At 71.0% G+C, this 22,829-nt stretch carries 21 protein-coding genes; 14 read left to right on the forward strand and 7 right to left on the reverse strand.

Annotation, left to right across the window (positions count from 1 at the left end; translation table 11 throughout):
• Positions 1 to 76 precede the first annotated feature (76 nt).
• From nadD to ABD419_RS16440, 9 genes are all read left to right on the forward strand, one after another.
• The gene (gene nadD, locus ABD419_RS16400; RefSeq protein ID WP_344488452.1) at positions 77 to 676 is read left to right on the forward strand and encodes a nicotinate-nucleotide adenylyltransferase; all 600 of its coding nucleotides are present in this window, start codon (positions 77 to 79) and stop codon (positions 674 to 676) included.
• Positions 677 to 795: 119 nt separating this feature from the next.
• Positions 796 to 1,218, forward strand: coding sequence for a ribosome silencing factor (rsfS, locus tag ABD419_RS16405; RefSeq protein WP_344488271.1), 423 nt, complete (start codon positions 796 to 798; stop codon positions 1,216 to 1,218).
• The gene (locus tag ABD419_RS16410; RefSeq protein WP_344488272.1) at positions 1,215 to 1,868 is read left to right on the forward strand and encodes a histidine phosphatase family protein; all 654 of its coding nucleotides are present in this window, start codon (positions 1,215 to 1,217) and stop codon (positions 1,866 to 1,868) included. Before rsfS ends, ABD419_RS16410 begins: the two co-directional genes overlap by 4 nt.
• A gap of 98 nt (positions 1,869 to 1,966) precedes the next feature.
• Positions 1,967 to 2,434, forward strand: a complete 468-nt coding sequence (locus ABD419_RS16415; RefSeq protein ID WP_344488273.1) for a hypothetical protein — start codon at positions 1,967 to 1,969, stop codon at positions 2,432 to 2,434.
• A 13-nt stretch (positions 2,435 to 2,447) separates the two neighbouring features.
• Positions 2,448 to 3,296 (forward strand): DegV family protein, encoded by an 849-nt coding sequence (locus ABD419_RS16420; RefSeq protein WP_344488274.1) that lies wholly within the window; start codon positions 2,448 to 2,450, stop codon positions 3,294 to 3,296.
• 227 nt (positions 3,297 to 3,523) lie between these two features.
• Positions 3,524 to 4,294 carry a helix-hairpin-helix domain-containing protein gene (locus ABD419_RS16425; RefSeq protein ID WP_344488276.1) on the forward strand — a complete coding sequence of 257 codons (771 nt, stop codon included), beginning with the start codon at positions 3,524 to 3,526 and terminating at the stop codon, positions 4,292 to 4,294.
• Positions 4,295 to 4,463: 169 nt separating this feature from the next.
• On the forward strand, positions 4,464 to 6,779 hold the full coding sequence (locus ABD419_RS16430) for a ComEC/Rec2 family competence protein (protein WP_344488278.1): 2,316 nt from the start codon (positions 4,464 to 4,466) through the stop codon (positions 6,777 to 6,779).
• Positions 6,780 to 6,935: 156 nt separating this feature from the next.
• A complete protein-coding gene (holA, locus tag ABD419_RS16435) occupies positions 6,936 to 7,925 on the forward strand; it encodes a DNA polymerase III subunit delta (RefSeq protein ID WP_344488280.1) in 990 nt (329 codons plus the stop codon).
• Positions 7,918 to 8,169, forward strand: coding sequence for a hypothetical protein (locus tag ABD419_RS16440; protein ID WP_425556085.1), 252 nt, complete (start codon positions 7,918 to 7,920; stop codon positions 8,167 to 8,169). The genes holA and ABD419_RS16440 overlap by 8 nt, the downstream gene beginning before the upstream one ends.
• 496 nt (positions 8,170 to 8,665) lie before the next feature.
• Here the strand turns inward: ABD419_RS16440 and rpsT are convergent, their stop codons facing one another.
• A complete protein-coding gene (gene rpsT / locus ABD419_RS16445; protein ID WP_344488282.1) occupies positions 8,666 to 8,938 on the reverse strand; it encodes a 30S ribosomal protein S20 in 273 nt (90 codons plus the stop codon).
• Between the two features lie 202 nt (positions 8,939 to 9,140).
• The gene (locus ABD419_RS16450) at positions 9,141 to 9,737 is read right to left on the reverse strand and encodes a TetR/AcrR family transcriptional regulator (protein WP_344488284.1); all 597 of its coding nucleotides are present in this window, start codon (positions 9,735 to 9,737) and stop codon (positions 9,141 to 9,143) included.
• An 87-nt stretch (positions 9,738 to 9,824) separates the two neighbouring features.
• Between ABD419_RS16450 and ABD419_RS16455 the strand changes: the two genes are divergently transcribed.
• On the forward strand, positions 9,825 to 10,847 hold the full coding sequence (locus tag ABD419_RS16455; RefSeq protein ID WP_344488286.1) for a YhgE/Pip domain-containing protein: 1,023 nt from the start codon (positions 9,825 to 9,827) through the stop codon (positions 10,845 to 10,847).
• A 227-nt stretch (positions 10,848 to 11,074) separates the two neighbouring features.
• A complete protein-coding gene (gene lepA / locus ABD419_RS16460; RefSeq protein WP_344488288.1) occupies positions 11,075 to 12,907 on the forward strand; it encodes a translation elongation factor 4 in 1,833 nt (610 codons plus the stop codon).
• A 64-nt stretch (positions 12,908 to 12,971) separates the two neighbouring features.
• On the opposite strand, the gene ABD419_RS16465 is transcribed toward lepA, so the two are convergent.
• From ABD419_RS16465 to ABD419_RS16485, 5 genes are all read right to left on the reverse strand, one after another.
• A complete protein-coding gene (locus ABD419_RS16465; RefSeq protein WP_344488290.1) occupies positions 12,972 to 14,630 on the reverse strand; it encodes a hypothetical protein in 1,659 nt (552 codons plus the stop codon).
• Positions 14,631 to 14,810: 180 nt separating this feature from the next.
• Positions 14,811 to 15,536, reverse strand: a complete 726-nt coding sequence (locus tag ABD419_RS16470) for a hypothetical protein (RefSeq protein ID WP_344488292.1) — start codon at positions 15,534 to 15,536, stop codon at positions 14,811 to 14,813.
• A 196-nt stretch (positions 15,537 to 15,732) separates the two neighbouring features.
• On the reverse strand, positions 15,733 to 17,394 hold the full coding sequence (locus ABD419_RS16475) for an alkaline phosphatase D family protein (protein ID WP_344488294.1): 1,662 nt from the start codon (positions 17,392 to 17,394) through the stop codon (positions 15,733 to 15,735).
• 129 nt (positions 17,395 to 17,523) lie between these two features.
• Positions 17,524 to 18,378, reverse strand: coding sequence for a hypothetical protein (locus ABD419_RS16480; RefSeq protein ID WP_344488296.1), 855 nt, complete (start codon positions 18,376 to 18,378; stop codon positions 17,524 to 17,526).
• Positions 18,379 to 18,390: 12 nt separating this feature from the next.
• Complete coding sequence (locus tag ABD419_RS16485) at positions 18,391 to 19,179, reverse strand: enoyl-CoA hydratase-related protein (RefSeq protein ID WP_344488298.1); 789 nt, start codon at positions 19,177 to 19,179, stop codon at positions 18,391 to 18,393.
• Positions 19,180 to 19,194: 15 nt separating this feature from the next.
• Here ABD419_RS16485 and hemW point away from each other — a divergent pair, with 15 nt between their 5' ends.
• From hemW to hrcA, 3 genes are all read left to right on the forward strand, one after another.
• On the forward strand, positions 19,195 to 20,397 hold the full coding sequence (gene hemW / locus ABD419_RS16490) for a radical SAM family heme chaperone HemW (RefSeq protein WP_344488300.1): 1,203 nt from the start codon (positions 19,195 to 19,197) through the stop codon (positions 20,395 to 20,397).
• 159 nt (positions 20,398 to 20,556) lie between these two features.
• Positions 20,557 to 21,678 carry a CapA family protein gene (locus ABD419_RS16495; RefSeq protein WP_344488302.1) on the forward strand — a complete coding sequence of 374 codons (1,122 nt, stop codon included), beginning with the start codon at positions 20,557 to 20,559 and terminating at the stop codon, positions 21,676 to 21,678.
• Positions 21,679 to 21,797: 119 nt separating this feature from the next.
• Positions 21,798 to 22,814, forward strand: coding sequence for a heat-inducible transcriptional repressor HrcA (hrcA, locus tag ABD419_RS16500; RefSeq protein ID WP_344488304.1), 1,017 nt, complete (start codon positions 21,798 to 21,800; stop codon positions 22,812 to 22,814).
• Positions 22,815 to 22,829 lie beyond the last annotated feature (15 nt).

Raw genomic sequence — 22,829 nt, forward strand, 5'->3', positions numbered from 1 at the left:
CGAAGGCCCCCACCATCAGGTGGGGGCCTTCTTCGCATGCCCTGAATCGGAATTGCACGATAGGATTCGGCCTGTGATTGACCAGAGCGCAAGGCGTGTCGGGGTGTTCGGCGGGACGTTCGATCCTCCGCACCTCGGGCATCTGGTCGCCGCCGGAGAGGCCGCATTCGAGTGCCGATTGGATGAAGTCGTCTTCGTCCCGGCCGGCGACCCGTGGCAGAAGGCTCATATCAAGGTCATGGATGCCGCTGCGCGCCTGGAGATGACGCGGTTGGCGATCGAGTCCGACCCGCTGTTCCGGGTGAGTACTTGCGACATCGACCGGGAGGGCGCCACGTACGCCGTCGACACGGTCGCGGACGTTCGGGGCGAGTACGACGACGAGGTGGAGCTGTTCTTCATCATGGGCGCCGACTCGCTGGAGAACCTCCACACGTGGCACCGGGTCGATGAGCTGGTGAAAGCCGTGAAGTTCATCGCGTTGAACCGGCCGGGGCATTCGCGGAGCGAGGTCGACACCTCGTTCGGCATCGACGTCGAGTTCATCGACATGCCGGCGGTCGACCTGTCGTCGACCGAGTGCCGGCAGCGCGTGCGGGACGGGCAGCCGGTGCGGTACCTGGTTCCGGACGCGGTCGCGGCGTTCATCGAGGGGCGCGGTCTGTACCGCGGCTGATCGCTGGGACGAGTCGCACAGCGACCGGCGCGAAACAGGGAGGTCGGCGTCGGACCGCACGTGTAAAACTAGAGCTGAACCGGCGGAGCGCCGGTGCAGACTCGTCGACAGGAGCGTTCGTGACCGCAAGCGAAACCGCCATGACCCTGGCCTTCTCAGCAGCCCAGGCGGCGGCCGACAAGAAGGCCTTCGCCATCAACCTCCGGGACGTCACCTCGAAGATCGCGCTCACCGACGTGTTCGTGATCGTCTCGGCCTCGAACGAGCGGCAGGTTCACGCGGTCGTCGACGCGGTCGAGGAGCGTCTCATCAAGGAGCACGACACGCGTCCCCTGCGCCGTGAGGGCAAGGGCGGCGACCAGTGGGTGCTGCTGGACTACAACGAGATCGTGGTGCACGTCTTCCACCAGGAGGCCCGGGACTTCTACGGGCTCGACGGGCTCTGGAAGGACTGCCCGGAGATCGAGTTCGTCGACCAGGCCGAAGTCGAGCGCGAGCGCCGCGCCGAGGTGAGCGGCGCCGAAGACGAGGACGAGCGGTGAACCGCCTTCTCGTCGTGCGCCACGGGCAGACCGAGTGGAACATCGCCGGTCGCATCCAGGGATCGTCGGACATCGACCTCGACGAGACGGGGAGGCGGCAGGCCGTGGAGGCCGGTCCCGAACTGGCCCGGTACGAGCCCGCCCGGATCATCTCCTCCGACCTGCGCCGGGCGATCGACACGGCGAAGCCGGTGTCGGAGGCCACCGGGGTCGAGATCGAGCTCGACAAGCGGCTCCAGGAGCGCGGCTACGGGCCCTGGGAGGGGCTGACCGGCGCTGAGATCGCCGAGCAGTTCCCGGAGGACCACCGGCGTTGGCGCGCGGGTGAGCCGTTGCAGCACCCCGATATCGAGACGTGGAACGAACTGCACCGGCGCACGGCCGAAGCGGTCCGGGACATCATCGACTCCGACGTCGACGGGACCGCGGTCGTGGTCTGCCACGGCGGCTCGGCTCGGCAGATCGTCGGAGGCATCCTCGGCTGGGACCAGGTCCCGACGAGCAGTCTCTCGGGCATGGACAACGCGCACTGGGCGGACCTGCGGCGAATGCGGTCGGGGAAGTGGCGCATGTTCGGCTACAACCTCGGCGTGCCGGCGCCGCACACGGTCGGCGCGAGCCCGCTCGCGAAGGGCCAGCTGGCCCGGTAGCGCGAGTATTCGCGGCCGAGCGCTGGACCGGGTCCCTCGCAGGGATCTAGGCTTCGGTCGAGGTGCAACCGCGCCGGGACCGGAGACGTCGAACCGTCATGGACACGCGAACTTCCCGAATCAGACGAATCGCGAACACCGCGGGGCTGCTGGCCGGCGGCCTGCTGCTCGCCGCCCTCACTGCGTGCGGTGCGGGCGGGAGCGGCTCCGACGACGACGCCGCCACGACCTCCGCGACCGCGAGCCCCAGCGCATCGCCGACCGACGCAACGACCGAGGAGAGCCCCGTGACCGACAGTCCTTCGCTTCCGCCGCTCGACGAGACGTCGAAGCCGGTCGGCGACTCGCAGACGACCATCACCGGCACGATCCAGGCCGGCGTCGAGTCCGGCTGCCTCATCCTGGAGTTCGAGGGGACCGTGTACGGGGTCTTCGGCAGCTTCGACTCGTCGGTCGTGTACGCGGGCGCGCAGGTCACGCTGCACGGCGTTGTCGACACCGGCATGATGTCCACCTGCCAGCAGGGGACCCCGTTCGTGGTCTCGGAGGCCGAGACCGCGGGTTAGGTACTGTGGCCGGGTGACCGTCGTCGTCGTAACCGATTCCACCTCGGCCCTTCCGGAAGCGCTGCGCGCTTCGCACGAGGGCCTGACGGTGCTCGGCATCCCGGTGCTGCTCGGCGGCGCCGAGCACCGCGAAGGCGAGGACGTCCGGGCCGAGGAGATCCTGCGCGCGATGCGCGAGGGCCAGACGGTGACCACGTCCGGCCTGCCTCCGGAGGAGCTGCGGGCCACGTACACGCGGCTGCTCGACGAGGGCGCGACGGGGATCGTCTCGGTGCACCTGTCGGGCCGGCTCTCGGGAACCGTGGCGGCCGCCGAGGCCGCCGCCGCGGGGTTCGGCGGCCGGGTCGCGGTCGTGGACTCGCTCGGAGCGGGCATGGGCGTGGGGTATCCGGCGCTCGCCGCCGTCGAGGCGGCGGAGCGCGGCTACGACCTCCTGTCGGCGGCCGCGGCCGCGCAGGAGGCGATCGGGCGGACCACGACGTACTTCTACCTCGACACGCTCGAGTACCTGCGCCGCGGCGGCCGCATCAGCGCTGCGCGGGCGATCGTGGGGACCGCGCTGTCGGTGAAACCCATTCTGGGCGTGGAAGACGGACGCATCGACGTGATCGAGAAGGTCCGGACCCCGACCCGCGGCCTCCAGCGGCTCGCGGCGCTCGCGGTGGCCGACGCGGGCGAGGCCGAAGTCGAGATGACGGTGCATCACCTGGGCACCGAACGGCGCGCCGAAGCCCTCGCGGGGTGGCTCCAGGAGCGTTTCGAGGGCCGGCTGCGCCGCATGGACGTCACCGAGGTCGGCGCCGCCGTGGGCGCGCACTGCGGGCCGGGCCTGGTCGGGGTCATTACGCGTCGCCGGTCCTGACTTACGACGGTTGTCGGTGGCGCGGCGTAGGTTTGAAGTGGGGAGTCCCCAAGTGTCCGATATGCGGAGAACCTCCGTTCATGTTGTGAGGCACGGGCGCCGGGCGTTATACCCGCATGGAAGCGCCGCGGTCCAGCTGAACCCGGGTTATCCACAGGTCGCGCTGCGTTATCCACAGGCCGGAAGAATCTCAGTCACGGCCGTAACCTTCGCTCGTTGACCCGGGCATGAACCGCGAACAGCCACCTGAATCAGCGGCGCTCGCCGCCCGGCTCCGCCTGAAGCTCCATGCGGCAGAGGGCGAGGTCTGCAGGGAGACCGTCGACGCCGACAGCGGCGAGACCCGGCCCGAACCGATCCCGAAGGGACCGCCGGCGCGGCGGTTCGAGGACCGGCTCGAACGCCTGCAGCACCGCTTCGGCCTCTCGCACCTGAACCGCTGGGTGCTGGCGATCGTCGGCGTGCTCGTCGCGGCCGTCGGCCTCGCCGTGACGATCCTGTCCTGGCCCGAGTCCCAGCCCGCCGCCACGGCCCCGGCGACCGCACCTGAGGCGTCGGCGGAGGCCCCCGCGATGATCGTCGTCTCCGTCGCCGGCGCGGTCAACAAGCCCGGCATCGTCGAGCTCGAGACCGGGTCGCGCGTCGCCGACGCCATCGAGGCCGCGGGCGGCCTCGCCGAGGGCGCCGATCCCGGGTACCTCAACCTCGCGCGGGTCGTCGCCGACGGCGACCTCGTGGCCGTTCCCGACGCCGCCGCGTCAGGGGCGCCTCCTCTCGCTCCGGGCGGTGCCAGCGGAGGGGCGGGCGGCCTCGTCAACATCAACGTCGCCGGTGCGCAGGAACTGGACGCCCTCAACGGGATCGGCCCGGTCCTCGCCGAGCGCATCATCGAGTACCGCGAGGCCAACGGCAGCTTCCAGTCCGTCGACGAGCTGTCCGAGGTCTCCGGCATCGGGTCGGCGCTCCTCGAGCAGCTCCGCGAGCAGGTGACACTGTGAGCTTGGTCTGGAGTTCTCCGCTTGCATCGGGATGGTTCACGGACGCATCCTGTCATCGGGATCGGGATCGGGATCGGGATCGGGATCGGGATCGGGATCGGGATCGGGATCGGGACTCGGACGAGTGCGGCCGTTGGTCGAACCGCTTGAGGCGTCCCGGAGGCCTGTCGTGAGCGCCGAGTTCACGATCCGGCCCGCGCCTTCCGAAGTGGTGCGGCGGGACTGGCGGCTGCCGCTCGTCGCCGCCGGGGTGTGGGCGGCCGCGCTCGCAGTGCTGTACGGCGGCACGGTCGTCGGGCTGGCGACGACGACAATCTGCATCGTGCTCGTCGCCTTGCGGCTCGGGAACGAGCACGGCGCCGCTGCCGCGGCTGCCACGGTGGCGTTCGGAGCGATGCTCGGAGCCGGGGTCACCACGGCGCACGTCGCCGCCCGCGACCATCCCGGGCTCGCGGCGCTGGCCTCCGCTGAGGCGCACGGGAACGCGGAACTGGTTCTCCACACCGTGCCGAAGCAGTCCACGCGTCGGCCCGACATGGTCACGGCCACCGCGAGACTGCGCTCGTTCGAGACCGACGACGTCACCGTCGAAGGGAACTGGCAGGTCCTCCTCGTCGCCAGCGGCGGCGAATGGCTGGAGGTCGACGCCGGGCAGCGGGTCACCGTGCCCGCAGTGGTCCGGGAGGCCGAACCGGGCCGGCTCACGGCGGCGGTCGTCAGTGCCCGTGGGCCGCCCGCACTCGAAGGCGAGCCCGCGCTTCAGCACCGGTTCGCCGCCCACGTGCGGGACCGGCTCGCCGAGGCCGTCGAGGCGGTGCCGCAGCCGGAGGCCGGGCTCATCCCCGCTCTCGCCGTGGGCGACACGTCGCTGATGGACCCCGAGCTCGCCGCCGACTTCCGCACGACCGGGCTCGTGCACCTGGTGGTCGTCTCCGGATATCACCTCAGCCTGATGGTCGGCGCGGTGCTCGCGGTGGCCGTCGCATGCCGCGCCGGGCCGCGGGTCCGGGTGCTCGCGGGCGCGGTCGCCGCCGTGGCGATCGTGGTCGTCGCGGGACCGCAGCCGAGCGTGCTCCGGGCGGCGGTCATGGCCGGGGTGACGCTCGTGGCGCTGGCGGCCGGAAGACCGAGAGCCGCTATGCCCGCCTTGGCGACCGCGGTGCTGCTCGTGGTCCTGGTCGACCCTGACATGGCCGCGCAGGCGGGGTTCGCGCTGTCGGTGGCGGCGTGCGTCGGATTGCTGCTGCTGGCGTTCCGCTGGGCGAGGCCGCTCGAGCACCGCGGCTGGCCGCAGGGGGTCGCGCTGGCGGTGACGATTCCGCTGGCCACCCAGGTGGCGGTGACGCCGCTGCTCGTCGGGCTCGGCAGCGGAGTGAGCCTCGTGTCGGTGCCGGTGAACCTGCTGGCGGCCTTGGTGGCCGCGCCGGTGGTGGTGCTGTCGGTCGGCGCCGCGGCCGCCGCGGCGGTCTGGGTGCCGGCGGGGGAGTTCGGAGCGCACTTGGCCGCGCTGCCCGCGAGGTGGCTGATCTGGTTGGCGCGCACCGGTGCCGACGTGCCGGGCGCCCTGCTGCCGGTGCCCGGCGGGGTCTGGTGGGGGCTCGGGTCGGCCGTGGTGCTCGCGCTGGTGATCGGGCTCCTCCAGGTGCGGCGGCTGCGCCGCGCGGTGCTGGCGGTGCTCCTCGCCGCCGGGCTCGGGTCGGTCCCGGCGTGCCTGTTCGGAGGCGGCGCGCCCTCCGGGTGGGTCGTGACGATGTGCGATGTGGGTCAAGGTGATGCGCTGGTGCTGCCCGCCGGTGACGCGGCCGTGGTCGTGGACGTCGGGCCCGACCCGGCGTTGATCGACGCGTGCCTGGACGCGCTCGGCGTGGACCGGGTGGCGCTGCTCGTCCTGTCGCACTTCCACATCGACCACACCGCCGGGATCGGCGGCGTGATGGAGGGGAGGGAGGTCGACGCGATCCTCGCGCCGCCGCCGGGAGAGGCGAGGTACGGCTTCGAACTGGTGGAGGAGCGGGCGGGCGCGGTGCCGCTGCTGGAAGCCGTGCCGGGGGAGGTGTTCGCGTTCGGCGAGACGCGACTGGAGGTCCTCGGGCCGCCCGCCGACCCGCTGAGCGGCACGAGGTCCGACCCGAACAACAACTCGGTCGCGGTGCGCGCCGAGGTCGCCGGGACGAGCGTGCTGCTCTCGGGAGACGTGGAACTGGAGGGCCAGCGGGCGCTCCTGGACCGCGCCGCGGCGCTCGACGTCGACGTGCTGAAGGTCCCGCACCACGGGTCTTCGTTCCAGGTGCGCGAGTTCCTGGAGGCGTCGAACCCCGCGGTGGCACTCGTCGGCGTCGGCGCGGGCAACGAGTACGGCCACCCGGACCCGGGGCCGCTCGGCATCCTCGAAGCGCGCGGCGCGCTCGTGTTCCGGACAGACGAGGACGGACGGATCACGGTGTCGCAGAACGGAGGACGGTTCGAGGTGAGGACCGAGGCCTGATGTGAGGGAACGACTACCGGGCGACGCCGTTCGGGTGATAGGGAGACGGATGCGACGGGGCGATTCGGTACGCATCATCAGAAGACGGGCACTGCGAGGAAGGCGCCGGACCGGTCACGGCCTTGAGTGACCCGCCCGGCATGGGAGGATGGTGCCGTGGCCGCACCTGAACCCATCCGCCTGATCCTGGGCGACGACGAATTCCTCGCCGAGCGGGCCGCCGCCGAGTACATCAAGGCGGTGCGCGCCGGGATGCCCGAACACGACCCCGCTCCCGCCGTCAACCGCATCGCGGGGGGCGACTTGACGAACGGGGCGCTGACCGAGCTGACCAGCCCGACCCTGTTCGGCGGCGCGGTGGTCGGCGTCATCGAGTCGGGCCAGGACGTCGACAAGGACACCATCGCGACGGTCCTCGCGTACGCGAAGCAGCCCGCGCCGGAGATCTACCTCGCCGTGTGCCACAACGGGGGCAACAAGGGCAAGGCGCTGTCGGAGGGCCTGAAGAAGCTCGGGATCGACCCCGTTCGGGTCTCGAAGATCAAGCGGCAGCCGGACCGGGTCGCGTTCGTGCGCGGTGAGCTCCGCGATGCCGGGGCCTCGCCCCGGTCGGCGTCGGCCGAGATCGCCGACACGATCATCCAGGCGGTCGGGTCGGACCTGCGCGAGCTCGCATCGGCGTGCAAGCAGCTGGTCGCCGACACGGATGGGAAGATCACCCAGGAGAGCGTCGCGCAGTACTACTCGGGGCGCGCCGAGGTCTCTGGGTTCACGGTCGCCGACGCGACGATCGCGGGCGACGCGGCCGAAGCGCTCGGGGCGCTGCGCTGGGCGATGCAGATCGGCGTCGACCCGGTGCCGATCGCCGACGCGCTGGCGATGGCCGTGCGGAACCTGTCGCGCGTCGCGGCCGAGCGCGGGGGTGCGGCGCAGCTGGCCGGCCAGCTCGGCATGGCGCCCTGGCAGATCGAGAAGGCCCGCAAACAGGCCCGCAACTGGACCGCCGACTCGCTCGCCGAGGCGATGCAGGTGTGCGCGCGGCTCAACGGCGAGGTGAAGGGCGGCGCCGACGACCGCGGGTGGGCGCTGGAGCACGCGATCCTGCAGATCACCCGACTGAGCGCCGCGGGGAGGGGCCGTGTCTGAGTACCGCCACGGACGGGTCAGCCGACCCCGCAGGCCCTGGTACGCGCGGGCGCTGGGGATCAAGCACCTCTACCTGTCGAACGTCATGTGCGTGCTGCTCTTCGAGGGAGCGGTCGCGCTGGCGGTGCTGATGGCGCTGACCGAGCTGGTGTCGTGGTGGGTCGTCCTCATCCTGCCGCTCGCGGTGGCCGCGATGGTGAAGCTCAACGACCTCGTCGCGGGAGCCCTGAACCGGCACGGTTGACAGGCACGGCGAATGGTGGGTTGGGATGGGTCGCCCCCGGCTTCGATGGTGCCTGGCAGGTGCGACAAGTCTGCGCAACGCGGGTTTTCGGGCAGGGCGAATGGTGGGTTGGGATGAGTCGCCCCGGCTTCGATGGTGCCTGGCAGGTGCGACAAGTCTGTGCGACGCGGGTTTTCGGGCAGGGCAGATGGCGGGTCGGGATGAGTCGCCCCCGGCTTCGATGGTGCCCGGCGGGTACGACATGTCTGCGGGAACGCAGGAATTTGGGCAGGGCAGATGGTGGGTTGGATTGAGCCGCCCCCGGTTTGATGGTGCCCGGCGGGTGCGACATCGTGCTGTTGCGGGAGCGGGAGCGGGAGCGGGAGCGGGAGCGGGAGCGGGAGCCGGAGCCGGAGCCGGAGCCGGAGCCGGAGCCGGAGGGGCGTGCTGGGAATGCCGAAGGCCCGGGGCAGGTGCCCCGGGCCTTCTGAAGCTTTTTGCTCTTCGCCTTGCGCGCTTAGGCGGCGGCGGACAGCTTGTTGAAGGAGGCGGCGAGCTTCGACTTGCGCTGCGCGGCCTGGTTCTTGTGGATGACACCCTTGGTCGCGGCCTTGTCCAGCTCGCGGCTGGCGGCGCGGAGGTAGCCCTCTGCGGCTGCGACGTCGCCGGTGGCAGACGCCTCACGGAACTTCCGGACGGACGTCTTGAGCGACGACTTCACAGACTTGTTGCGGATGCGGCGCTTCTCGTTGGTGAGAATGCGCTTTTCCTTGGACTTGATGTTCGCCACGCGTGAAGCCTCAGTTTCGTGATCGCTTGGATTCCTTAATTGATCGCGTCGAAGGCAGAGGGCACTCCGAGCGCCTGTCAACGTTACCAGGACCCGAGCAACACGCACGCCCTGGGAGCATGACCGCGAGCCAGGTTACACCAGGTCGCGGGCCCCGCTCGCCTCCCGGTCCCCGGCTGTCGCGCACATTACGCCCCGGTGCTCACACCGCCGCGCCGCGGGCGCGGAGCGCGGGCATGATCACCTCGTCGACGATGCTCGCGACCGCCTCGTCGGTGATCTCGCCGAAGATCAGGAACTCGTTGCGCGCCAAGTCGGTCGGGAGCCTGAGCAGGCGCTGGGTGAGCTGCTCCTCGGTGAGTTCGCCGCGGGCGATCGCCCGCCGGTAGACCACCTCGTAGAGCATGTTCGTCAGCTCGTTGACGAGGCCGCTGAACAGCGCGCCGCGAATCTCGGGGTCGGTGCTCACCTCGGTGAGCATGCCGAGCATCGCGGTCTGGCCGATCATCGCCATGCGTTTGCGGGCGACAGTGAGCAACGCAACCATGTCGCCGCGCAGGGACCCGGTGTCCGGCACCGAACTCGCCTGCGGGATGCGGCTCGCGAAGCAGGCGATCATCAGCTCCACCCGGCTCGACCAGCGCCGATACAGCACCGGCTTGCTCGTGCCGGCCCGCTTCGCGACGCCCTCCATGGTGAGCCTGGCGAATCCGACCTCGCTGAACTCCTGCCACGCGGCATCGAGGATCGCCTGCTCAAGCTCCTCGCCGCGGCGTCTGGACGCCGTCTTCCGCTCCACCCGGTCCCCCTAGATACCCATCGTTTCTTATGCTACGTTGAGGCTATCAAGATACGGAACGTATCTTGCAAGCGATTGGAAACCGCCATGGAAACCACCCCTGCACGCACCCCGGTCGGGCGGGTGATCGGGCTCAGCGTGGGCCTCGCCCTCATCGTCGGCCTCATCACCCTCGCATTCGCCTGGCCCTCCTCCGACATGGGACCCCACGAGGTCCCCATCGCGGTCGTCGGCGCCGACGAGGCTGCCGGGGCGGTCCAGGAGCAGCTCGACGAGGCCCAGCCCGACGGCTTCGACGTCACGGCCGCCGCCGACGCCGACGAGGCCCGCGCGCTCATCGAGGACCGCGAGGTCTACGCCGCCCTCCAGATCGCCCCCGACGGCGTCACCGCCTACACCGCGACGGCCGCCTCACCCACGGTCGCGCGCCTGGTCACCGGTATCGCCGACCAGATCGCTGCGCAGATGGGCCAGGCCACCGGGCAGACCGTCCAGGTCACCGTCGAAGACGTCGTGGCCCTCCCCGCCGACGACCCCAACGGCGCCGGGCTCGCCGCCTCGGCGCTGCCCATGGCGATGGGCGGCATCATCATCGCCGCGCTCATCGGGCTCACCGTGCGCGGCACGGGCCGCCAGATCGCGGCCGCGGTTCTCGCGCCGCCGGCCGTGGGCGCGGGCGTCGCCGCGATCCTGCTGTACGTCCTCGAATCGATCGACGGCGACTTCTGGCCGGTCGCCGGGGCGCTGGCCCTGACGATGGCCGCCTCGTCCTGGACGATCCTCGGCCTGCTCAAGCTCCTCGGCCGGGCCGGCCTCGCGATCGGCGCGATCATCGTGATGCTCGTCGGCAACCCGCTGTCGGGCATGACGGCCGCCCCTGAGCTGCTGCCGGCCCCGTGGGGCGCGTTCGGCCAGTTCCTGACGCCGGGCGCGGGCGGCACGCTGGTGCGCTCGGTCGCCTACTTCGACGGCGCCGGGGCCGAGACCGCCGTCCTCACGCTCGCCGCGTGGCTCGCCGCCGGCGCGGTGCTGTTCACGATCGGCGCGGTCGCGGCCAGGGCCAGGGCCGTGGGCGCCGATGAGCGCGAGCCCGTCGCCGCTTCGGCGTAGCCGACGACTCCGACGGCCCCGGACCACCGCGGTCCGGGGCCGCCTCGCGCCCCGCGTGGTGAGCGGGACGGCCTTTTCGCGCTGGGTGTGCGGGGGCACGCGGGCCGGTAAGGCAGAATTGTCAAGCCCGCCCCGTACAAACCGAGCCGCGACCACGAGCGGCGCGCGGGCGGGAGTTGGCGAAGCTTGCGAGCCACACGTCCGTGCAGCCGAGAGGGAAGGTCAACGTGACCAACGCGCCAGGTTCGACCGCGCCGGAGTCGATCCGGAACTTCTGCATCATCGCGCACATCGACCACGGGAAGTCCACCCTGGCCGACCGCATGCTGCAGATCACCGAGGTCGTCGACGCCCGCCAGATGCGCGCGCAGTACCTCGACCGGATGGACATCGAGCGCGAGCGCGGCATCACGGTGAAGTCCCAGGCCGTGCGCATGCCCTGGACGGCCCGCTCCGGCGCGGCCGAGGGCGGGGGCTTCGTCCTCAACATGATCGACACCCCCGGGCACGTCGACTTCACCTACGAGGTGTCCCGCTCGCTCGCCGCCTGCGAGGGCGCGATCCTGCTGGTCGACGCCGCGCAGGGCATCGAGGCGCAGACCCTCGCGAACCTGTACCTCGCGATGAACAACGACCTCACGATCATCCCGGTGCTCAACAAGATCGACCTGCCGTCGGCCGACCCGGACCGGTACGCCGAGGAGCTCGCGAACCTCATCGGGTGCGAGCCCGAGGACGTCTTCCGCGTCTCCGGCAAGACCGGCGCGGGCGTGGCCGAGCTCCTCGACGCGGTCGTGGCGCAGATCCCGCCCCCGACCGGGGACGCCGACGCCCCCGCCCGCGCGATGATCTTCGACTCGGTCTACGACGTCTACCGCGGCGTCGTCACCTACGTCCGCGTCGTCGACGGCAAGCTCAACTCGCGCGACCGCATCCGCATGATGTCGACCCGCGCCGACCACGAGCTGCTGGAGATCGGCGTCATCAGCCCCGAGCCGGTGGTCGCGAAGGCCCTCAGCGTCGGCGAGGTCGGCTACCTGATCACCGGCGTGAAGGACGTGCGCCAGTCGAAGGTCGGCGACACCGTCACGCTCAACAAGAACCCCGCCTCGGAGGCGCTGCCCGGGTACACCGAGGCGAAGCCGATGGTCTACTCCGGGCTCTACCCGATCGACGGCTCCGACTACGGGAACCTCCGCGAGGCCCTCGACAAGCTCCAGCTCAACGACGCCGCGCTCCAGTACGAGCCCGAGACGTCGGCCGCGCTCGGCTTCGGCTTCCGCGTCGGCTTCCTGGGCCTACTGCACCTGGAGATCATCCAGGAGCGCCTGGAGCGCGAGTTCAACCTCGACCTGATCTCGACCGCGCCGAACGTGGTCTACCAGGTGGTGAAGGAGGACGGCGAGGAGGTCGAGGTCACCAACCCGTCGGAGTTCCCCGAGGGCAAGATCTACTCGATCACCGAGCCGGTCGCCAAGGCCACCATCCTGACCCCGAAGGAGTACATCGGGACGGTCATGGAGCTGTGCCAGACCAAGCGCGGCGTCCAGACCGGCATGGACTACCTCTCGACCGACCGGGTCGAGATCCGGTACACGCTGCCGCTCGCGGAGATCGTCTTCGACTTCTTCGACCAGCTCAAGTCCCGCACCAAGGGCTACGCCTCGCTCGACTACGACATCGACGGCGAGCAGGAGTCCGACCTGGTGAAGGTCGACATCCTGCTCCAGGGCGAGCGCGTCGACGCGTTCGCGGCGATCGTCCACAAGGACCAGGCCTACGCCTACGGGGTGCGCCTCTCGGAGCGGCTGAAGAAGCTCATCCCGCGCCAGCAGTTCGAGGTGCCGATCCAGGCGGCGATCGGGTCGCGGATCATCGCCCGCGAGACCATCCGCGCCCTGCGCAAGGACGTCCTCGCCAAGTGCTACGGCGGCGACATCTCCCGCAAGCGCAAGCTCCTCGAGAAGCAGAAGGAGGGCAAGAAGCGCATGAAGAACATCGGCCGCGTGGAGGTCCCCCAGGAGGCGTTCATCGCCGCGCTGCGGACCGACGAGGACTAGACGGAACGACGGAGCGGCCGCCCCCTGTGCCGGGGGGCGTCCGCTCCGCTTTCCATGAGGGGCCCTACAGGTCGACCACCGCCCCTCCGATGGTGACCACGAGGGTGCCGCCGGAGTTGAAGCTCCAGCTCAGGCTGCCGCCGTAGGCGGAGCAGCGGGACCCGTTCGAGCCGGTGTCCCACTGGTTCGAGCTGTCGGAGTTGCCGACGATGCGGTCGTTGGAGCCGCTGTCGCACGAGGTGTTGCCGCGGAAGACGTGGCTGCCCTCGTCGAAGCTGAAGTTGCGCTCGGTGTTGCGGATGCTCAGGTTGTTCGAGATCGTCATGGCGCCCGGGTTCGAGTTGTACGTGAACCCGTGCTTGCCGTTCTCGAACGCGATGGTCCGCACCACGGTGTGGTTGACGGCGATGTCCTCGCCGCCGAGCTTGAACCCGTTGCGGTCGCCGTTGCCGGCCTGGCCGCCGTTGGAGAGCGTGCCGTTGTCGTACGCGAGCGAGTCCTCGATGGTCACCGCACCGATGGGCCCGGTGTCGCCCTTGGTGTACAGGTCCCAGCCGTCGTCGATGTTGTTGTGGGCCACACAGAACCGGAAGACGTTCCCGGAGCCGGAGGTGAGCTTGGCGGCGAAGCCGTCCGCGTCCTCGCCGTCGGAGTCGACGTTGTCGTGCGACTCGGAGCTGAGGATGAGGTTGTTCGCCGGCCACTCGCTGGAGGGCGCGCCCGCGGTGTACCGGGCGATCTGGAGGCCGGTGTCGGCGTTGTGGCGGGTGACGACCCGTTCGATGACGTTGTTGCTGCCGCCGACCAGGATGCCGTTGTCGCCGGCGTGCTCGACCGTGAAGCCCTTGAAGTGCCACCAGTCGCCGCCGAGCGCGATGCCGCGGTTGGCGGTGTTCTCGGCCTGCGCCGAGAAGTTCAGGACCGGCTTCTCGGTGCCGTAGGCGAACAGCTCGGTGCGGTTGCCGGAGGCCCCGTCCTTGCCCGGCGGGATGTCGATCGTGCTCGACAGGTTGTAGGTGCCGCCGCGCAGGTAGATCGTGCCGCCCGCGTTGATGCGGGAGATCGCCGAGGCGAGCGTGGTCGGGTTCGAGATCGAGCCGTCGGCGCTCGCGGAGCCGTTGGGAGCGGCGTAGAGCGCGTCGGAGCTCGGCGGCGGGGTGGTGCCGGGGTCGCCCGGGGTCGTGGGCTCCTCGGTCGGGGGTTCGGTGGTGCCGCCGCCGTCGGGCGTGCCCGCGTAGGTCGCGAACTCGGCGATGCGCGGCGTGCCGCTGGCGCTGGCGATGACGAAGTTGATCTTCTTGGTGGAGGTCGCCGCGAAGGTGATGGTGCCCGCGCCCGTGCCGGAGGCCAGCACGGACCCGTTGTCGTTGTTGACGACCTGCCAGTTGCCGATGGTGCCGCTGCCGGAGGCCGTGGTGATGACGACGGTGGAGACGGTCTGCGCCGAGCCCCACTTGACGGAGATGCGCCCGGTGCTCCCGCTGGGGGACCAGTAGGTGGTCGCGTTGCCGTCGATGACGTTGCCGTAGCTGGTGCCGCTGGCCTTGCTCGTGCCGTCGGCGCCCGCGCCGATGCTGAGGTTAGTGCCGAGGGCCTGGGCGGAGAAGGACGGGTCGTCGGTGTTCTCGGCGGCGGCCATCGTCATCGACATGGCGCTTCCCGCGATCACCACCGCGGCGGCGGCCAGGACCGCCCCGATCCGCAGTCTCGTAGTACTTCGCATTCGGAGTTCACCTCTCGTGAGGGTTACATTGAGGCATTTGAATGAATCTAAGGCAAGGGCTTTCAGGGAGTCAATGGTTTCGATGCAACCGATTGCCTAAATTTTCGGAGCGGCTCCCGCGCGGACCCCGGGCACGACGAAGGGGCGGAACCGAAGTGGTTCCGCCCCTTGGGGTCTCAGTTACTGCTGCGGGTACCCGGGCGGAGGCGCCTGCTGCTGGCCGGGGTTCGGGGGCTGCTGCTGCGGATACCCGGGCGCGGGCTGCTGCTGCGGGTAGCCCTGCGGCTGCTGGCCGGGGGCCTGCTGGTACCCCTGCTGCTGCGGGTAGCCCTGGGGCGGCGCGGCGGGGGCCTTCGGCTGGTTGCCGGGCTGCGCCCGCAGGTAGTGCTCGACCTCGGGCTGGGTGAGCAGGTAGAAGCTGAAGCCGACGGCGCCGAGGCGGGCGAGCGAGACGAGCGCGCCGACCGCGGCGATCCAACCCCAGCCGACCCACAGGCCGCCGAGGGAGAACAGGCCGAGGAGGCCGTAGCCGATGTACAGCCCGATGCGCGGGTCCTGGGCCCCGAAGGCGCCCAGCCGGCTCTTGGTGATGAACCAGGCGAGCGTGATCGCCACGCCGCCGTGGAAGATCAGGCCGATGATGGCGGAGACCACGAGGAAGCCGGTGGCGGCCCACCACGGCGCGGTGACCATGGCGATGATCGCGAGCGGCACCATGAGCACCGACAGGGCCACGTACCCCCACAGCAGCTGCGTCAGCTGGTTGATCTTCTTGGGCCGGCCCGGGTGCTCCTTGACGCCCCACTCGACGAGGGGGTCGGGCCCTGCGGGCTGCGGGGCCGGTCCCCCCGGACCGGGTGCGGCGCCGTACTGATTCGGTTCGGGCGATTGCGGCGGATACGTCATAGTCGCTGCTCCGGGCAGAGAGAAGGGTGTGCTATCACTGCTCACTGTAGCCTCCCGAAGCAAACTCCGGGGACCGGTGTTTCCACGGTGAAGCCGCCCTGACGCGGCGTTCCGGCGCCCCCGGGCGACCTGTTCGGGCGGAGGCGGAGAGGACGGCACCGCGCGACACGTCGCCGCCCTCTCCCGTGCGGGAGGACTAGTTCAGGTAGTCGTCCGCGAGCTCGTCGGAGTCCGCGAACGGGCTCGTGTTCGTCGACATCGTCGACACGTCCACGGGCCGGTCGTAGGTCTGGTGGAGCGAGCGGTCCCGGTCGGCGATCGTGTAGGACCGGCGCGTGTACACCGGTGCGTCCTGCACGGTCACCTGCGGCACCACCTGGAAGTTCACGTCCATCTGGTCGGGCGTGATGACCGTCTCGACGTAGCCGCGCTGCGCGTTGCGGAACTTGATGTGCGGGTTGATGACCAGCGCCGAGTTGTCCTCGGGCACCGAGTCGACCCCGTTGCCGCCCGAGGTGATCGAGGTGGCGACGAGCTCCACGCCGACCGAGGCGCCCTGCGCGTCAGGGAAGTCCGGGAGGATCTCGCCGGCCCAGTGCGTGTGCACGTCGCCGGTGAGCACCACCGGGTTCCGCACCTCCGCCTCGACCCAGCCGTCGATGATCCGCTGCCGCGAGGCCGCGTACCCGTCCCAGCCGTCCATGCTCGTTCGCAGCACGTCGGCGGCGGCGCTGTTGTCGCGCTGCGTGAAGAACACCTGCTGGCCGATCACGTCCCAGCGGGCCGTCGACTCGTGGAAGCCGTCGATCAGCCACTCCTCCTGCGCCGCACCGGTGATCGTGCGGGACTCGTCCCACGCGTCGGCGCAGTTCGACTGCGTGCCGTCGCCGCACGCCTGGTCGTCGCGGTACTGGCGGGTGTCGAGCATGTGGAAGTTCGCCAGGCGGCCCCACCGGACCCGCCGGTACAGCTGCATGTCGATGCCCTCGGGCACCGAGGTGCGCCGCAGCGGCATGTTCTCCCAGTACGCCTGGAACGCCGCGGCCCGGCGCACCAGGAAGTCGGCCGGGTCCGGCGTGTCCGAGCCGTTCTCGGGGACCTCGTCGGCCCAGTTGTTCTCGGTCTCGTGGTCGTCCCAGATGACCAGCCACGGCGCGACCAGGTGCGCGGCCTGGAGGTCGGCGTCGGCCTTGTACTGGGCGTGGCGCTGGCGGTAGGTCGCGAGCGTGACGGTCTCGGGCCCTTCGTGGTCGCGCACGTTCCCGTCGGGGGAGTTGTACACGCCGGCCTTGTACTCGTACTGGTAGTCGCCCAGGTGGAGGATCAGGTCGGGCCGCGACTCGGCCATGTGCCGGTAGGCGGTGAAGTACCCGTGCTCGTACTGCGAGCAGGACGCGAACGCCATGCGCAGCTCGTCCGGCATGGACCGGCGCGAGGGCGCGGTGAGGGTGCGCCCGACCGGCGAGGTCCACCGGCCGGTCTTGAAGCGGTAGTAGTACTCGCGGCCCGACTCCAGGCCGTCGACTTCGATGTGGACGCTGAAGCCGACCTCGGCGGCGGTCTCGACCCGGCCGGAGGCGACGCGGCGGCGGAAGCGCTCGTCCTTGGCTACCTCCCACTTGACGTCGAAGACGCCGTTCGGCATGCCGCCGAAGCCGTCCTCGGCGAGCGGGTTCACCGCCAGGCGGGTCCACAGGACCACGCCGTCGGGCTCGGGGTCGCCCGAGGCGACGCCGAGGGTGAACGGGTCGGCCTCCAGGACGGGGTGGATCCTCGTCTCGGCCCAGGCGGCCGCGGGGACCGCGGTCGCGGCGGCGGCACCGGAGGTGGCGAGCAGGATTCGGCGCGAAATGCGCATGGTATGTACCTCGCTTCGGGGGAGTTGAGCGGGTTTGTGACCCACACAGCCCAGCAAGCGAGCGTTGACTGCCCGGAACGTCCGGACGTCGCGGTGGTGAACCGGGGCGGAACTCTGCCGCCCGGCTGCTCAGGCGGCGGCGAAGGTGATGATGACGGCGGCGTGGCTGTCGTTCGCGACGGCGACCGCGGCCTCGCCGTCCTCCTCCGCGTCCGGCTCGGTCCAGCCGTCCTCTCCCGCGGCCCAGACCATGCCCCCGTACGCGACGCTGGCGATGGAGAAGTCGTAGGACCTGGCGACCGCCCAGGCCGCCCGGTTCCAGCCCTCGGTGGCGTCGCCCGGGTCGACCACCACCGTCGAACCGTCCACTTCGGACACTTCCGCGCCCCAATGGTACGCGAACGCCTCCGCGAGGAGCGACGGGTCGGACGCCACCTCGGGCGCGTTCCCCTTCACGCATCCGATGCCCGACGCGTGGCCCCCGGCGAAGACCGCGGCGACCACCACCGCCTCGTCCTCCCACTGCTCGTACAGCTCCGGGTACGCGCTGATCTGCACCGCCTGCGCGGCCTCGGCGAGCGTCATGTCCTCCCAGCCGTCGGTGCGGCGCAGCTTCTCGTAGAACTTGAACGAGGCGTAGACGGGGTCCATGAGCTCCTCCTCGGTGCCCCACCCCATGCTCGGACGCTGCTGGAACAGGCCCAGCGAGTCGTCGTGGCCGTAGTTCACGTTCTTCAGCTCCGACTCCTGGAAGGCCGTGGTGATCGCCACCGCGACCGCCCGCTCGTCCATGCCGTCGCGCAGCCCCACCGCGGCGATCGTCGCCGCGTTCGACGCCTGCTCAGACGTGAGGTGCGTCTCACCGATGCCCGTCGTGAAGTAGCAGCCGGTCGGGCTGGGGCGCAGGGCGTCCCGCGCGTCCTCGGTGCAGCCCGCGAGGACGAGGGCTGCGAGCAGCGAGGTCAGGGCCAGAAGTGCGCGCACAGGTGACTCCGATCAGGTCGGTTCGGCGGCTGGTAATCCTACCCAGGAGGCGGGCCGCTTCTCAATGAACGAACGGACCCCTTCGCGCCCCTCTTCGGAGAAGAAGTACTCCGCCGTCAGGGCCGCCGCGGCGCGCAGCTCCCCGCGCAGATCCGATGTGGCCGTGAGCGCTTTGATGCCCGCCTGCGCCGACGGCCCGCCCGACACGAGGCGCTCCACGATTTCCCCCTGCCACTTCGCCAGCGCGTTCGGGGCCACCGAGTGCGCGACCAGGCCCCAAGACTGGGCCGCCGTCGCGTCGAAGGACTCGCCGGTGAGGAGCAGGCGCCGCATGAGCCCCCGGTCGAGCCGGCGCGCCACCACGGGCGCGATCACCGCGGGCACCACCCCGAGCTTGACCTCGCTGAACGACATCGGCGCGTTGTAGACGGCGACCACCAGGTCCGCGGCGGCGATGAGCCCCATGCCGCCGCCCTTCGCGCCGCCGCTCGCGACCACGACCACCGGTTTCGGGGCCTCGTCGAGGTCCGCCAGCAGCTCGGCGAGGTGCGCGGCCGGGAGGTCTTCGAGCCGCGTCGCCGCGGCCGACTCCTTCAGGTCCGCGCCGGCGCAGAACACCGGCCCGGTGTGGTCGATCACGATGACCCGCACGACCGGGTCCGCCACCGCTTCGGCGAGGGCCGCGCGCAGCTCGCCGATCATGCGGGTCGAGAGCGCGTTGCGCCGCTGCGGGGCGTCGAGGGTAATCGAGGCCACGTTCAGGTCCGCGCGGTACTTGATGAGAGCGTCGTTGCCGTTCACACCAGTACCGTAGACATGGTGTCCACCAGTCCCGCAACCGACATCGCCGCGGCCGCCGCCGACCCCTCGACCGGGAAGGCCGGATTCGGGTTCTACGTCCACGTCCCCTTCTGCGTCTCACGCTGCGGGTACTGCGACTTCAACACCTACACCGCCTCCGAACTGGGCGCGGGCGTCTCCCGCGACACCTACGCCGCGATCGTCCGCAGCGAGATCCGCGCCGCCGCCGCCCGGTTCGAGGACCGGAGCGGCGCGGCCCGCCCGAAGGTCGACACCGTCTTCTTCGGCGGCGGCACCCCCACCCTCCTGCCCGCCGCCGACCTCGCCGCGATCCTCGCCGAGATCGACCGCGAGTTCGGCCTCGCCGACGGCTACGAGGCCACCACCGAGGCCAACCCCGAGTCCGTCGACGCCGACTACCTCGCCGAACTCCACGACGGCGGCTTCACCCGCCTCTCGATCGGCATGCAGTCCACCGCCTCCCACGTGCTCCAGGTCCTCGACCGCGAGCACTCCCCCCAGAAGGCCCTGAACGCCGTCGCCCACGCCCACCGGGCCGGCTTCGAGCACGTCAGCCTCGACCTCATCTACGGCACCCCCGGCGAGCGCGCCGCCGACTTCGCGAACAGCCTCGCCGCCGCCGTCGACACCGGCGTCGACCACGTCTCCGCGTACGCGCTCATCGTCGAGGACGGCACCGCCCTCGCCCGCCGCATCCGCGCCGGCCAGGTGCCCCGGCCCTCCGACGACGTCGCCGCCGACCGCTACCTCGCCGCCGAGGCCGCGCTCAGCGCCGCCGGCTTCTCCTGGTACGAGGTCTCCAACTGGGCCAAGACCGACGACGCCCGCTGCCGCCACAACCTTCTCTACTGGGACGGCGGCCACTGGTGGGGCGCCGGTCCCGGCGCCCACTCCCACCTGCCCGGCGTCCGCTGGTGGAACCACAAGCACCCCTCCACCTACGGCACCGCGCTCGCCCAGGACCTGCCCGTCGCCGGCCACGAGCTCCTCACCCCCGACGACCGCTACCTCGAACGGGTGCTCCTGCTCACCCGCCTCGCCAGCGGCCTCCCGCTCGACGAACTGCGCCCCGACGGCGCTGCCGCCGCCGAACGCGTTGCCGCCGAAGGACTCGCCGAACTCCGGGACGGCCGCCTCGTCCTCACGCTCCGCGGTCGACTCCTCGCCGACGCCGTGGTGAGAGACCTCACCGCCTGACGACGTACAAGCGAGCGCCCCGTAGATTTGACCCGTCGCGGCGAGCCGGTCCCCAGTCGGCCCCGCCGGCGCGGGCCGCGCCGACCCCCGGCACCGAGGTCCCAGGACGGGACCGGCGGCCCCGACCCCTGCATCCTCGACCTCGGAGTCCGACCGCCCATGCGCACACCATCCCCCGCCGCCTCCCGCCGCGGCGTCCTCGCCGCCTCCTTCGCCGGCCTCGCCCTGGCCGCGTGCTCTGAGGAGGAGCCGCCAGCAGCGGACGACGGCGGCGCCGGCGCCGCCGAGGCGACCCCCTCGGAGTCCCCCTCGCCCGAGCCGCCCCGCGAGATCACCATCACGCACGTCGGCGACACCATGCCCGGCTCGTACCCGAACCAGATGGCCTCCGACGACGGCGCCAGCTTCTTCGACGGCGTCAGCGGCAGCCTCACCGGCGACGTGATCGTCGCCAACCTGGAAGGCGCCCTGTCGACCCTCGAGTTCGACAAGTGCGGCGGCGGCCAGTGCACCTACTTCCGCCTCCCCGCCGAGTACGCCGAGGTCTTCGCCGGCGCCGGCTTCCACGTCCTCAACCAGGCCAACAACCACGGCTGGGACGCCGGACCCGACGGCGCCACCGAGACCCAGGACGCCGTCCGCGCCGCCGGCATGGAGATCTGCGGCATCAAGGACGAGGTCTGCCTCGTTGAGACCGAGAGCGGCCTCACCGTCGGCCTCGTCGGCTTCGCGCCGTACACGTTCTACACCGACAACCGCGACCTCGACGCCGTCGCCGCGCTCGTCGCCTCCGCCAAGGAGCAGGCCGACATCGTGGTCGCCACCGCCCACCTCGGCGCCGAGGGCACCGACCACCGCCACGTCCCCGAAGGCGTCGAGAACTACCTCGGCGAGGACCGCGGCGACACCCGCGCGTTCGCCCACACCTGCATCGACAGCGGCGCCGACCTCGTCTTCGGCCACGGCCCCCACGTCCTCCGCGGCATGGAGGTCTACAACGGCAAGCTCATCGCCTACTCCCTCGGGAACTTCGGCGGCGGCCAGAACCTCTTCAGCATGGACGGGCCCCTCGGCCGCTCCGCGATCCTCTCGGTCACCATCCGCGAGGACGGCACCATCGTCGCCGCCAAGGCCCAGGCCAGCAAGATGGACGGCGACGGATATCCGACCCTCGACGAGGACAACGGCGCGTTCGACGACCTGAACGAGCTGGCAGAGGACTTCGGCGACAACGGGGTGACCGTCGCCGACGACGGCGCGCTCATCATCCCGGGGGTCTGACCCCACACGTACACTGGCACTCCTGGACAGGGAGTGCCAAACTTGAGTCCGGCAGACTGAGCTTCGGCCCGGTCCGCCGGACCGCACGGCGGCATCGAGACTGAGGGGACGTGGCGGCGATGGACGATCGCAAGCTCGAAGTGCTGCGCGCCATCGTCGAGGACTACGTCGCCACCCAGGAGCCCGTCGGCTCCAAGGCCGTCTCCCAGCGCCACGCCCTCGGCGTCTCCGCCGCGACCGTCCGCAACGACATGGCCTACCTCGAAGAGGCCGGCTACATCCAGCAGCCCCACACCTCCGCGGGCCGCATCCCCACCGCCAAGGGCTACCGCCTCTTCGTCGACCGCCTCGGCAAGATCAAGCCGCTCTCGGCCGCCGAGCGCCGCGCCGTGCACCGCTTCCTCTCCGAGGCCATCGACCTCGACGACGTCGTCACCCGCACCGTGCGCCTCCTCGCCCAGCTCACCCACCAGGTCGCCGTCGTCCAGTACCCGAGCCTCAACCGCTCCTCCGTGCGCCACCTCGAACTCGTCTCGCTCACCCCGACCCGGCTCATGCTCGTCATGATCACCGACACCGGACGCGTCGAGCAGCGCTACGTCGAGGTCCCCGCCGAGCTCACCGAAGACGACGTCCTCGACCTGCGCCGCCTCGTCAACGAGCAGCTCCAGGGCAAGGCCCTCGCCGACGCCCCCCGCATCATCGCCGGACTCGCCGGACTCGCCCGCCCCGAGCTGCGCGCCACCGCCTCCGCGCTGGCACGCGTGCTCCTGGAGTCCGTCGTCGCCCGCACCGAGGAGCGCGTCGCCGTCGCCGGCGCCGCCAACCTCACCCGCAACGGGAACTTCTTCGCCGGGTCGCTCCGCCCCATCCTCGAGGCCCTCGAGGAGGAGGTCGTGCTCATGCAGCTGCTGGGCCGGGCCGACTCGAACGCGCTCCTCACGGTGCGCATCGGCGACGAGAACGAGGTCGCCGACTTCCGCGAGGCGACCGTCGTCACCGCCGGGTACGGGCCCGGCTCCGTCGTCGGGCACATGGGCGTGCTCGGGCCGACCCGCATGGACTACCCGGGCACGATCGCGGCCGTCCGTGCCGTCGCCCGGTACGTCTCCGAGATTTTGGAACAGAACCGCTGACAGGACAGAGCGCAC

The organism is Glycomyces endophyticus, from assembly GCF_039531525.1.
GTDB classification, from domain to species: domain Bacteria; phylum Actinomycetota; class Actinomycetes; order Mycobacteriales; family Micromonosporaceae; genus Glycomyces; species Glycomyces endophyticus.

Bases quoted from the DNA above. Each gene is read 5' to 3' on its own strand.
- ABD419_RS16415 (WP_344488273.1), top strand. From the start codon at position 1,967: ATGGACACGCGAACTTCCCGAATCAGACGAATCGCGAACACCGCGGGG.
- ABD419_RS16425 (WP_344488276.1), top strand. From the start codon at position 3,524: ATGAACCGCGAACAGCCACCTGAATCAGCGGCGCTCGCCGCCCGGCTC.
- ABD419_RS16455 (WP_344488286.1), top strand. From the start codon at position 9,825: ATGGAAACCACCCCTGCACGCACCCCGGTCGGGCGGGTGATCGGGCTC.
- ABD419_RS16465 (WP_344488290.1), bottom strand. From the start codon at position 14,630: ATGCGAAGTACTACGAGACTGCGGATCGGGGCGGTCCTGGCCGCCGCC.
- ABD419_RS16470 (WP_344488292.1), bottom strand. From the start codon at position 15,536: ATGACGTATCCGCCGCAATCGCCCGAACCGAATCAGTACGGCGCCGCA.
- ABD419_RS16475 (WP_344488294.1), bottom strand. From the start codon at position 17,394: ATGCGCATTTCGCGCCGAATCCTGCTCGCCACCTCCGGTGCCGCCGCC.
- hemW (WP_344488300.1), top strand. From the start codon at position 19,195: ATGGTGTCCACCAGTCCCGCAACCGACATCGCCGCGGCCGCCGCCGAC.
- ABD419_RS16495 (WP_344488302.1), top strand. From the start codon at position 20,557: ATGCGCACACCATCCCCCGCCGCCTCCCGCCGCGGCGTCCTCGCCGCC.
- hrcA (WP_344488304.1), top strand. From the start codon at position 21,798: ATGGACGATCGCAAGCTCGAAGTGCTGCGCGCCATCGTCGAGGACTAC.